Genomic DNA, 11,776 nt, shown 5'->3' with positions numbered 1-11,776 from the left:
AGCGTGTGCGATGACCGTCGAATACCGCCTCCCCGCCGCCTCCACTACCATGCCCGTGCGCGTGGAGGGTGTCGTGATTGGTGTGCTACTGGATGTGCCCAACGCCGACGCCCCAGTGGTGGCTTTTCCCGGCTGCCCCGATGACACGGGGCTCGCCGCGCGGACCACCACACCGCTCAGTCGCGAGGACATCGGTGCCCAGGTCGCGCTGATGTTCGAGGCGGGCGATCCCGCCCGGCCGCTGGTGATCGGTCGTATCCAGCGCCTGCCGCAAACCACGACGCCCGCCGTCGCCGACCTGGACGGCGAGCGCTTGGAATTCACCGCAGAACGGGAAATCGTCCTGCGCTGCGGCAAGGCCAGCATTACCCTCACACGCGAAGGCAAGGTGTTGATCCGAGGGGCCTACCTCTCGAGCCGATCGTCCGGAGTGAACCGCATCAAGGGTGGCTCGGTACAGATCAACTGAGGCAGTGACGCCATGGAATTGGTAAACAAGACCCGCCTCGTCGGCGGCTATACGACCTCAACCGATAAAACGGGCCGTGAATGGCTGGTCGTGGTGGCGAAAGGAACCTACGGCATTCCAGATCACCCTGGAAATGCGCCTCGCCTGCTCGAACAACAGGTTCCGCTGATCATGGCCGATGTGTTCCCAGGTGAGCCTGGAGAATCGGCTGCGTTATACGAAAACGATTTTGCACTGCACAAGCCACGCTGCGATGTCCTACTCATTGGACACTGCCACGCACCCAATGGAGAGCCGGCAACAGAACTGAACGTAGCCTTGAAAGTCGGGACGCTTGTAAAAGCATTCAAGGTTGTGGGGCAACGGGTCTATGTAGAGGGCGCCCTCTCACACTCGATAACCAGGCCTGCTCCCTTCACAAGAATACCTGTGACCTATGCACAGGCTTTTGGAGGGGTGGATCGAACACATGCCGACGCCACTAAACATCAGTGGTATCCCTGGAACCCGGTTGGGGTCGGATTTTACCCAAGTGCAAGTACTGCCCGGATAAATGGTCTACCACTGCCCAATACCGAAGAACTGGACAGGCCCGTCACCACGCCCGATGGGGATTACAAGCCAATGGCATTCGGCCCGATCGGTCGAGCCTGGCACCAGCGTATCCGATGGGCCGGCACTTATGATCAGGCGTGGCTTGATCATCAGTTTCCATTTCTACCGGAAGATTTTGACCTGCGTTATTTTCAGTGCGCACCAGAGGATCAGCAAATTGACTACCCGCAAGGTGGCGAAGAAGTTGCGCTGCTTAATCTGAGCGATAAAGGCCGCTCGGCATTCAGGCTTCCGAAAAACCTGAAACTAGCGATGCTTGTCGTTTTTCACGACGACAGCACACGCGAAGCCGCCGCCGTGGTCGACACCCTCATTCTTGAACCTGACGCGAATCGCTTGACGCTGACATGGCGAGCCTCCTCACCGCTCGGGCGCAACATCAAGGAGGTGGCCAAGGTCATCGTCGGGCAAACCGCCGCTCAGTTCGAACAGGCCAAGGCCAACGAAGAACGCATGCGCGCAAAGCAACACTTCAAGTCATTGGATCGACTCATCGCGTGGACAAAGGAAGCTTATCCTCCCGCCGAAGAGGAGATATGACGTCCATGCAGGGGCACTCCCTCTTCATCACGAGCATGGGAATGGCGTGCCCAGTGGGTCTATGCGTTGCTAGCGCCTGTGCTGCCAAGCGAGCCGGACTTTCAGCGCTCCAGGAGCTCCCATTTTTTGACAACGCGTGCGAACCCATCATCGGCGCGACGGTGCCCGCCGTTGACCTGGCTCTCCCGGCAGCGTCGCGCATGTCCGGGCTCATGATGCATGCACTGGTCGAGCTGATACACAGCGCGCCGAAGCTGGATTGGAAAGAAGTGCCGTTTCTCCTGTGCCTGGCTGAACCGGAGCGTCCCGGAATCAATATCAGGGAAATTGCCCAGGCCGTCATACAGGACGCATCTTCCAAGTTGGGCATACAGTTCCATCCAAGTCATTCCAAGGTCATCCCCTCCGGTCATGTTGCCGGCATGCATGCCCTTCATGAAGCCAGTCGATTGATGCGGGAAACAAGTGTCCCCGCCTGCGTGGTGGCGGGTGTTGACTCGCTGCTCAGTGCCTTGACGCTTCAATGGCTGGACAACCACCGCCGGCTGAAAACGGCCACTCACAATGACGGCTTGTTTCCTGGCGAAGGGGCCGCGGCCATCTTGATTCAGGCCTATCGGCAACCTGGCACCTGCCTGGAAATCTCAGGCCTGGGATTTGGGCAAGAGGAGGCACCTCTGTTGTCGAACAAACCCCTGCGAGCAAGCGGGCTGACCGACGCCGCTCGCACGGCGCTCGCACAGGCCAAGCTGGGTTTGCATGAAATTGATCTGCGCCTGTCCGATGTCACCGGAGAGCAATACGGGTTCAAGGAACTTGCGTTGATGGAGGCCCGACTTTTTCGGACAGTTCGAAAAGAGGATCAGCCACTGTGGCATTGGGCAGAGGCCATGGGTGACACCGGGGCCATTGCCGGAATCGTCCAGTTGATACTCGCCGACCAGGCGTTTCGCAAAGGCTATGCACCGGGAATCACCGCGATCTGTCTGAGCAGTGCCCTGGCCGGCGCACGCGCCGCCGCCGTTGTGCGCGACCTCAGTCGATCCGAGGGGGCTCTATGAGCTGCGACGTTTATGCAAACGGCGATGAGATTGCATGCAAAGCGGGTGGCGGCAAGGTCATCGCAGCATTCCCGGATGTCTGCCTGACGCCACCACCGCCTCCGGGAGGACCCATCCCGGTGCCCTACCCCGACACCTCGTTTTCCAAGGACATGAAGAAAGGCAGCAAGACCGTCAAGATTGAAAACAAGGAGATCATGTTAAAAAATCGCTCCTTCTATAAAAGCTCACCGCTGGGCGACGAAGCCGCCACAAGAAGCCAGGGTGCCGGCGTTATCACTCACGTCATCACCGGCAAGACCTATTTTGTTTCATGGTCAATGGATGTTCTTTTCGAAGGCCAGAACGTAGACCGACATACCGATCTCACCACATCGAATCATGCCAGCCCCGCAGCGAATGCGGCCGTTCCCATGGTCAACACCGCCAAATACAGTCCGGTGCAACAAGACGCCAAGGTGCCAGGCAAACACAAATGTGAATGTTGTGGCGGCGCGGCGCACTCCAAGGCTCAAGCGAACGGGGCGTACATGACGGAGGACGAGTTCTACGGCACTGCACAAAATCCCAAGAACGCAGCCGTCCTCGCCAAAGTCCGGGCAAACCCCAAGTGCAGGCACTTGTTGCCACCTGCCGGAAAGCAACCGAGCGGATGCAATAAGTACTACGTAACGAGCAAACGAGAGAAAGCCAACATTGAAAATGATTGGGCGATTAACCGGCCAGGCTATATGCGTTGGAAAACAGAAGTGGGTCAGGGAGAGCCAGTGGCCCATAGAGTCCCCAAGGCGGCCGGAGGTTGTCCGGCCGGGCAAGGGAATCTCGCCCCGACTGGCAAGAAGTGTGAGAAGCTCGAAGGAGAGCTGAGTGCACTTCAAGAGACACGCATCAATAGTTTTCCAAGGCCCGAATGATGAAAGCCTCTATTTACAAGCACACCCAAAGACCCGCTTTCCTTCAAGACAGCTTCTATTGGAAGGGATGTGGATATCACTACAGTGGCCCCGCTCCGGCAGAAGTATTGTCACCTGACGGCTGGATGAGCGATGACCCGTGGATTGCCCTGGCTGCGATTCTGGAGCAGGCCAAGCATGGCGATTACAGCCACGTATCCCAACTGCGCAAATGGATAGTGGACCCCGATTGCGATCCAACGCTGGTATCGGCCTGCCTCGGTCTGACCGCTGATGCAGGGCTCGACACTGACCTGGATTTCCTTGCCGAGCTCATACTTGAAGGCCCCACCTACCTTCGCATCGAGGCGTGCCTGGCAGCCCAGTGGTCTGGTGTGCTGTGGCTGATACCTTTCATGGTTGAGGCATGGCGTACGTTTACGCGTCGGGCCGACCGAGCTGCCGTGGAAGCCAACTTGACCAATCTTCTTGACCCCATCGAAAGCGAGCCCGAGTTCTTTGACAGTGGCTTGAACGAAATCGAATACAAAGCGGCTGTCGATTCACGACTTAGCGAACTGCAGAACGCTTATGGCAGCGATCGCTGCTCAATCTCCGGGGGGATGCCCGTCGACATGAACAAACAAGTCTGGGTCATGAGAAAGTCCCTGGTTCCTTCAGGCACTGATGAATGGATCGACTGGAGCAATTTTCTCATCTGGAGGCGCAAATTCGAGGTGTATTCCGGCGTCGACTGTTCCAGTTTCTACGGAAAAAATGGCGAGTTTCAACCGCTGAATGCGGCCGCTATCCTGGACCGATACATAGCCTCTCCCCTGCACTTCGAAGTCGGTAAGCGTTACTTCTTTGGAAACCTGGTGCCGTAACAAGACAGAGACGTCATGGTCCCCATCTCCTCAATGATCGAGCAACATGCCGAAGAAGCTTGCTTCCTCATCCTCCTGCATGATCACGCCGTGCGCGCCCCCCATTACGACCTTGATGACCTTAGTAAACTGGACGAGCGCATCGACGCTCATCTCGATGGCCTGCGCATTGCCGGTTTAACTGGCCTGGAGATCCTGCTGGCCCAGCTCGGCCCGCACGCCGTCGGCGAGACGTTCGCCAGTGTGTTGCTGGCCTTCGAGGCAGCCGATGCGAAGATGCTGTCGCGACTCAGCGACCATTTGCGAAACGCCTCAGAAACGGAGCGCGGTTTTCTGATGGCGTTGGGGTGGCTTGATTGGGAGCGTGTGTCGCCCTGGATCGAACGTATGCTCGCCTCCCCTGAGCCGTTGTTTCATCGCCTCGGCCTGGCGGCCTGCGGGATGCATCGCCATGATCCCGGCCCTACCCTGCTGACTGAACTGTCCCACGTCGACCCCAGCGTGTTGGCGCGTGCCGCCCGTACCGCCGGCGAACTGCGCCGGCGTGACCTGCTGCCGGCGATTCATGTTCATCGTCTGCATGAGGATGCAGCTACGCGTTTCTGGGCCAACTGGGCCACCGCGCAGATGGGCGACGAGCAAGCCCTGGAGCCATTGCGACAATTCGCCGAACAGCCGGGCGAGTTCCAGTACCGCGCGCTCTGCGTATTGCTGGCCTGGCAGGAACGTGAGTCCAGCATCGCCTGGATACGCCAGTGGGTACAGGATCCCAGGGATCGGCGCATCGGCATCCAGGCCCTTGGGCTGCTGGGCGATCCAGTCTGCATACCGTGGTTGATCCAGCAGATGAGCGACTTGCCCTATGCCCGGGTCGCCGGTGAAGCCTTCAGCCTGATCACCGGCGCTGACCTGGCGCTACTTGACCTGGAATTGCAGGACCTGCCCGATTTCGACGCTGGCCCGAACGACAACCCTGAAGACACCAACGTGGCGATGGACCCCGACGAAAATCTACCCTGGCCCGACCCGCAGCTAATCACCGCTTGGTGGCAGACCCATGGCGGCGATTTCCAGGCGGGCGTCGGTTATGTGCTGGGACACATGCACAGCGAAGGCAGTTTTCGGCACGCCCTTGCCCAGGGACAGCAACGCCAGCGCATCGCCGCCGCCTGCGGCATCGCCCGCTATCGAGCAACCGAAGTGCTTTTTCCCACCAGCGCACCGGCTTGGCGGCAAAAGCGCTTGTTGTTCGGACGATGAGCAACGCTTGTATTTCGATCAGCAGTCGCCTCGCAGCAACACGAGCGCAATATCGGACAGTCCGCTGCCCTCCAGAAAACAAAACACCCCGCGAGAGCTTTGCTCTTGCAGGGCGTCGCGTCACTGTCTCGCCGACCACTGTGTCTTCAGTGGTTTGAATCATGGTGGGGTTACTGCGCGCCCTGCTTTTCGATCAATGCAGCGAGCAGCCTGTATTCTTCTGCAGACAGCTCGGTGAGCGGCGTACGTACCGGGCCTGCGTCATGCCCGACAATTCTTGCACCGGCCTTGACGATACTGACCGCGTAACCGGCGTTGCGATTACGGATGTCCAGATAGGGCAGGAAGAAGTCGTCGATCATTTTGCCAACGGCCACGTGATCTTCCCTGGCAATCGCGTGATAGAAATCCATCGCCAGTTTAGGGACGAAGTTAAATACCGCCGACGAGTACACCGGAACCCCCAGCGCTTTATAGGCCGCGGCATAGACCTCGGCCGTCGGCAGACCGCCCAGGTACGAGAGTCGATCACCCAGGCGACGACGGATCGACACCATCAATTCAACATCGCCCAGGCCATCCTTGTAGCCGATCAGATTCGGGCAGCGCTCGGCTAACCGTTCCAGAAGCGCAGCGGTCAGGCGGCACACGTTGCGGTTGTAGACAACGACGCCGATCTTGACCGATTTGCACACGGCCTCGACATGGGCAGCCACACCCTCCTGGCTCGCCTCGGTCAAGTAATGAGGGAGCAACAGCAACCCTTTGGCGCCCAACCGCTCAGCCTCTTGCGCATATTGAATCGCCTGGCGCGTGGACCCGCCCACCCCCGCCAGGATTGGCACGCTGCTGGCGCAGGTATCGACTGCGGTCTTGATGACTGCGCTGTATTCATCGGCCGCCAGGGAAAAGAATTCCCCGGTTCCCCCTGCTGCAAACAGTGCGCTCGTGCCATACGGCGCCAACCATTCCAAGCGCCGCGCATACCCAGCGGCGTTGAATTCACCGCGACTGTCGAAATCAGTCAACGGGAACGAAAGCAGCCCCGAGGAAAGGACGGTTTTAAGCTCAGACGGAGTCATTGTTTTATCACCTGTTTTGATTGTCATTGGAAAAGCAGTTGATGTCATACGTCATCATACAACAATAAATAAAACAACCTTTAAAACAGATGGCCGCAACTTTCGACGATCTTTCCTCAACTGATTAATATTCCTTATCTAGTTAATAAGAACATTGACTTAGCCAGTACTGGCTTTGGCATTGACACAACTACGGCGGAAGGAAAGACTTACCCATGTCGTACGACGACATATAACAAATAATAAAAAGGTGACCTTACTTATGCTCCCTTTGCATCTTCTTGCAGCGCGCTCCAATCGGCTCAGCGGCGCGGTTCTCCTTGCAACACCGCCGTTGCGCAGCCTCCATGGTCTCAACCTGGTGCCAGCACCATGAACGCCGTCCTGAGACTTTATTTTCTAACGCTGAAGGTGTTGATCATTGCGTGCCTGGTTTGTATCACGGCGCTGATTTTCACCAATGTCGTATTGCGCTACGGCTTTAATTCCGGCTTGTTCTTCGCTGAAGAAATTTCCAGGTTGGCATTCGTCTGGCTGGTCTTCGCCGGCTCCCAACTCATGCTTCATGAAAAGGGTCATATCGGCGTCGATATCCTGACCAGCCGTGTCTCGCCCAAGATTGCCAAACACCTGTTGACGTTGACCTACCTGCTGATGCTGTTCGCAACTTCGCTGTTTCTCCAGGGAAGTTGGCAGCAGACATTGATCAACCTGGACGTGGGCGCCCCTTCCACCGGCATATCCATGAGCTTGTTCTATGGCGCCGGATTGGTCTTTTGCGTCTTGAGTACCCTGCTGCTCTGCGCTCAATTGGTGAAGCACCTGGCTACACCGGCTGGTGTGCCCTTGTCCTCCGCCGCACAAGGGGTGCTCAAATAATGGCCCTGGGCGTTTTTGTCGGCGTGTTGATGGCCGCCTTGCTCATAGGCGCGCCAATCGCCTATGCACTGATCCTCTGCGGCGTAGCCCTGATGTGGCTGCTCGGGTTGTTCGACGGCCAGATCATCGCGCAGAACATCATCAACTCGGCGGGCAGCTTTCCGTTGCTGGCCATTCCGCTGTTTATCATCGCCGGCGAGGTCATGAACAGCGGTGGCCTGTCCAAGCGCATCATCAACCTGGCCATTTCCCTGGTTGGCCATCTGCGCGGCGGCCTTGGCTACGTCACCATCTTCGCCGGGGTATTGCTCTCGAGCTTGTCGGGCTCGGCGCTGGCCGATGCGGCGTCACTGACCGCACTGTTGCTGCCGATGATGGTCATCGCAGGTTATAACCGCAACCGATCCGGCGGCCTGATCGCCTCGGTCTCGGTGCTTGGCTCGATTATTCCACCGAGCATCGGTTTCGTGGTCCTGGGGGTCGCCTCCGGCTTGTCGATCACCAAATTGTTCCTGGCGGGGATCGCCCCGGGGCTGATGATCGCCACTGCGCTGGTCATCACCTGGTGGCTGGTGTCCCGTCGCGACAACGACGTCCAGCTGAGCCCCAAGGCCTCTGGCAAGGAACGCCTCAAGGCCTTGGCTGACAGTACCTGGGCGCTGCTGTTGCCCGTGATCATCGTGGTCGGCCTGCGCTTCGGCATCGTGACGCCTACCGAGGCGGGTGCGGTGGCGAGCGTCTATGCGCTGCTGGTGTCGTCGCTGATCTACCGTGAGCTCAGCCTGAAGTCACTCAGCGAATTGCTGTTGCGCGCAGGAAAAACGACTGCGGCCGTCATGTTCCTGGTCGCCGCCGCCTCGATCCCGGCCTGGATGATTACCATCGCGGACATTCCGGGGCAGATCATCGACCTCATTCAACCGCTCATGGACAACCCGAAGCTGCTAATCGTGGTGCTCATGCTGCTGATTCTGCTGATCTCCATGGTCATGGACCTGACGCCGACGATTTTGCTGCTGGCGCCGATCCTCGTGCCTGTCGTGACCGCCGCGAACATCGACCCGATCTACTTCGGCGTGCTGTTCATGATCAATTGCTCTATCGGCCTGATTACCCCGCCCGTGGGCACGGTGCTCAACGTCGTCTGTGGCATCGGCAACATGCGCTACGAAGCGCTGCTCAAGGGCACCATCCCGTTCCTGATCGCCGAAACCATCGTCCTCTTTCTCCTGGTGATCTTCCCTGACCTGGTCACTGTTCCAGCGCAATGGTTCGCCCACTAAAACAACCGACAAGAAAAAGGAAAAACCATGATCAAGCATCTAACCGTCCTGGCTGCCCTGCTGGCCAGCAGTTTGAGTTTCGCCGCCGAGTACAACGCTCACACGATCAAGTTTGCCGCCACCAGCCCGAAGGGAACGCCGCCGGCCATTGGCATGGAGCTGTTTGCCAAGAAGGTCAATGAACGCAGCGGCGGCAAGATCAAAGTACGGACCTTTCCCAATGGCGTACTGGGCGGCGACGTACAAGTGCTCTCCTCACTACAGGGCGGCGTGGTGGAAATGATGACCTGGAACGCCGGCCTGATGCTCAATCATGTGACTGACTTCGGCATTCTCGATTTCCCCTTTATCTACACCGATACCGCCAAGGTCGACGCCATGCTCGATGGCGAAGTCGGCAAGATGCTGATCGACCAGTTGCCCGCGAAGAACCTGGTGGGCCTGGCGTTCTGGGAGCTGGGCGTGCGCAACCTGACCAATAACGTGCGGCCGGTGCAGAAGATGGAAGACATCGCCGGCCTGAAAATTCGCGCGCAACAATCGCCGTTGTTCCTTGATGTGTGGACGGCACTCGGAGCGAATCCAACACCGTTGCCCTTCACCGAAGTGCACACCGCGCTCGAAACCCACACCGTGGACGGTCAGGAAAACCCGGCAGCCCTGATCCTCGCCTCAAGGTTCAATGAAGTGCAGAAATACCTCAGCCTGACCCATCACAACTACAACCCGCAGATCGTCCTGATCGGCAAACCCTTCTGGGACAGCTTGAATGCCGATGAGAAGGCGCTGCTGACAGAGGTCGCCATGGAAGTGCGCCTTGAACAACGGGAGATTTCCCGCCAGGCCGACAGCAGGACGATTGCTGAACTGCGAAGTGCCGGTATGCAAGTCAACGAACTGGCCCCCGAAGAGATCGCGCGCATCCAGCAAAAAATACGCCCGGTGATCGACAAATACGCCGCGCAGATCAATCCCGAACTGGTGAAGAAAGTCTACACGGCCGTGGATTACCACCCGCAATAACGGCGCCGCCCACCGCTGCGCTGAGCACCCCACTCAGCGCACGCCTTCCAATCCATCACGAGGAAATCAAACCATGAAAATTTCGGTCGCACAGATCCACCCTGTTGTCGGCAATCCGGCTCAAACCATCGACAACGTCGCTGAGCTGTCACGGCAAGCCGCAAAAGAAGGCTCGCGCCTGATCGCTTTTGCCGAATGCCTGCTGACTGGGGGCTCCTTCGACAGCCGCGAAGACCTGGAAAAAGGCGCCATCAGCCTCGATGCCCTCAATCCCCTGCTTGCGGTCGCCGCTGAAACCGGCATCCACATTGTCGTCGGTTTCTATGAGCAATACGCCGAGTCGATCTTCAATACCGCTGCGCTGGTGGGGCCCAAAGGGATCATCGGCCTGCATCGCAAGCGCCATCTGCCCTTCATGATCGGTGACCGTTTCACTGATCGCCCAGCCGAATGGACACCGCCGGTATTCGATACGGAAATCGGCCGTATCGGCCTGGCGATCTGCTACGAAATCCGCTTCCCGGAAGTCGTACGCACCCTGGCACTGGAGGGGGCCGATATCGTTGTCCTGCCCGCGGCCTGGCCCGAGCAGGCGCGCCTGCTGCCGGACATTTTCAGCAACGTGCGCGCTGCCGAGAACATCGTCTATTTCGTCGCCGCGAACCGTAACGACATGGACGGTGGCATGCAGTTCATCGGCATGAGCCACATCATCGAACCGTCCGGCCAGACCTTGATTCGCGCCGGACAAGAGGACGGCATCTTCAGCGTCGACATCGACCTGGACAAGGCGCGCAACAAGTCATTGATCCGCGACCCTGGCGTGTTCGAGATACACCCCTTCCGCGACCGTCTGCCAGAGACCTATCGCCTCTGACACAACCGCCACCGAAAAACGCATTCTCAGGTAATTGCAATGCACAAGAAGATCACCTCGCTGAAAGATCGAATGGCGGACGGCCCGACGTTCGGGATGAACATCTACAGTACGGCCTGCATGCCCATCGAAGTGGCTGGCAATTGGGGGCTGGATTTTGTCTTCATCGATGCCGAGCACACCGCTCTGGGCGTCGATAAAGACCTGGAAAAACTGATTCTGGCGGCCCACCACGCCGCGATCCACAGCCTGGTTCGCGTTCGTGGCACCCTCGAATGGGACATCCGTAAAGCCCTGGAAATGGGCGCTGCCGGGATCATCGTCCCCCAGGTCCACGACGCTGGCCAGATGCGCGAAATCATCCGCTGCAGCAAATTCCCACCGTTGGGCCGTCGCGGCGGTGACAGCTCGGTTCGCTCGGCGAATTACGCCGGCCCCGGATTTGACTGGGCCCGTTACACGCAAGAGGAGAACTCCCGTAGCGTGATCGTGCCCATGGCCGAGAGCTACGAGTTCTTTGACAACATCGATGAAATCCTCGGTGTCGAAGGCATCGATGCGGTGCATTTCGGCCCGGCGGATTACTCGTTGTCCCGTCAATTGCCGGTTGACTATCGCCTCGGCAACTCCGAAGTCCAGGCGCGCCTGGCGTTACTGATCGAGAAATGCCACAAGCGCTCGATCCAAGTCATGGTGCCCTGCTTTCCAGCAGACACGGAAACAGCCAGGCGCCTGTTGGACATGGGCTGTGACATGTTGCTGATGGGCAGTGATCTTTCATGGCTGAATCAGGCGGGACAACACATCGCCGCGATCCAAAAAACGTTCCTAGGGGCTCAACACGCTTGTGCCTGAGGACACAACTTATAAAGAACAGCTCATAGTGCAAGGCCGAATCAATACATTT

Annotated in this window: 12 protein-coding genes; 11 read left to right on the top strand and 1 reads right to left on the bottom strand. The window is 58.3% G+C overall.

Annotated features, from left to right (window positions below; genetic code table 11):
- The first annotated feature begins 10 nt into the window (after positions 1 to 10).
- From MA884_RS09295 to MA884_RS09270, 6 genes are read left to right on the top strand one after another with little or no spacing between them, the layout of a single operon-like run.
- Entirely contained in the window at positions 11 to 469 is a 459-nt protein-coding gene (locus tag MA884_RS09295) for a DUF6484 domain-containing protein (protein ID WP_256230186.1), read from the top strand.
- 12 nt (positions 470 to 481) lie between these two features.
- Entirely contained in the window at positions 482 to 1,624 is a 1,143-nt protein-coding gene (locus MA884_RS09290; protein ID WP_256230185.1) for a DUF2169 domain-containing protein, read from the top strand.
- A complete protein-coding gene (locus tag MA884_RS09285; protein WP_256230184.1) occupies positions 1,621 to 2,685 on the top strand; it encodes a 3-oxoacyl-ACP synthase in 1,065 nt (354 codons plus the stop codon). Before MA884_RS09290 ends, MA884_RS09285 begins: the two co-directional genes overlap by 4 nt.
- On the top strand, positions 2,682 to 3,599 hold the full coding sequence (locus MA884_RS09280) for a DUF4150 domain-containing protein (RefSeq protein WP_256230183.1): 918 nt from the start codon (positions 2,682 to 2,684) through the stop codon (positions 3,597 to 3,599). The genes MA884_RS09285 and MA884_RS09280 overlap by 4 nt, the downstream gene beginning before the upstream one ends.
- Complete coding sequence (locus MA884_RS09275; protein ID WP_256230181.1) at positions 3,599 to 4,465, top strand: hypothetical protein; 867 nt, start codon at positions 3,599 to 3,601, stop codon at positions 4,463 to 4,465. Before MA884_RS09280 ends, MA884_RS09275 begins: the two co-directional genes overlap by 1 nt.
- A 15-nt stretch (positions 4,466 to 4,480) precedes the next feature.
- On the top strand, positions 4,481 to 5,725 hold the full coding sequence (locus tag MA884_RS09270; RefSeq protein ID WP_256230180.1) for a TIGR02270 family protein: 1,245 nt from the start codon (positions 4,481 to 4,483) through the stop codon (positions 5,723 to 5,725).
- Between the two features lie 170 nt (positions 5,726 to 5,895).
- Here MA884_RS09270 and kdgD read toward each other — a convergent pair whose 3' ends face one another.
- Positions 5,896 to 6,807 carry a 5-dehydro-4-deoxyglucarate dehydratase gene (gene kdgD / locus MA884_RS09265; protein ID WP_256230179.1) on the bottom strand — a complete coding sequence of 304 codons (912 nt, stop codon included), beginning with the start codon at positions 6,805 to 6,807 and terminating at the stop codon, positions 5,896 to 5,898.
- 372 nt (positions 6,808 to 7,179) lie between these two features.
- On the opposite strand from kdgD, the gene MA884_RS09260 reads away from it, so the two are divergent.
- The 5 genes from MA884_RS09260 (at position 7,180) to MA884_RS09240 (ending at position 11,724) form a co-directional block, all read left to right on the top strand.
- Positions 7,180 to 7,686, top strand: coding sequence for a TRAP transporter small permease (locus MA884_RS09260; RefSeq protein ID WP_256230178.1), 507 nt, complete (start codon positions 7,180 to 7,182; stop codon positions 7,684 to 7,686).
- On the top strand, positions 7,686 to 8,969 hold the full coding sequence (locus MA884_RS09255) for a TRAP transporter large permease subunit (protein WP_256230176.1): 1,284 nt from the start codon (positions 7,686 to 7,688) through the stop codon (positions 8,967 to 8,969). Before MA884_RS09260 ends, MA884_RS09255 begins: the two co-directional genes overlap by 1 nt.
- Positions 8,970 to 8,996: 27 nt before the next feature.
- Positions 8,997 to 9,992, top strand: a complete 996-nt coding sequence (locus MA884_RS09250) for a TRAP transporter substrate-binding protein (RefSeq protein ID WP_256230175.1) — start codon at positions 8,997 to 8,999, stop codon at positions 9,990 to 9,992.
- 73 nt (positions 9,993 to 10,065) lie between these two features.
- The gene (locus tag MA884_RS09245; protein WP_256230173.1) at positions 10,066 to 10,869 is read left to right on the top strand and encodes a carbon-nitrogen hydrolase family protein; all 804 of its coding nucleotides are present in this window, start codon (positions 10,066 to 10,068) and stop codon (positions 10,867 to 10,869) included.
- Between the two features lie 39 nt (positions 10,870 to 10,908).
- Positions 10,909 to 11,724, top strand: coding sequence for an HpcH/HpaI aldolase/citrate lyase family protein (locus MA884_RS09240; RefSeq protein ID WP_256230172.1), 816 nt, complete (start codon positions 10,909 to 10,911; stop codon positions 11,722 to 11,724).
- Positions 11,725 to 11,776 lie beyond the last annotated feature (52 nt).

It is taken from the genome of Pseudomonas sp. Q11, assembly GCF_024494355.1.
Lineage (GTDB): Bacteria > Pseudomonadota > Gammaproteobacteria > Pseudomonadales > Pseudomonadaceae > Aquipseudomonas > Aquipseudomonas hefeiensis.
This window is presented reverse-complemented; position numbering and strand designations above follow the sequence as displayed.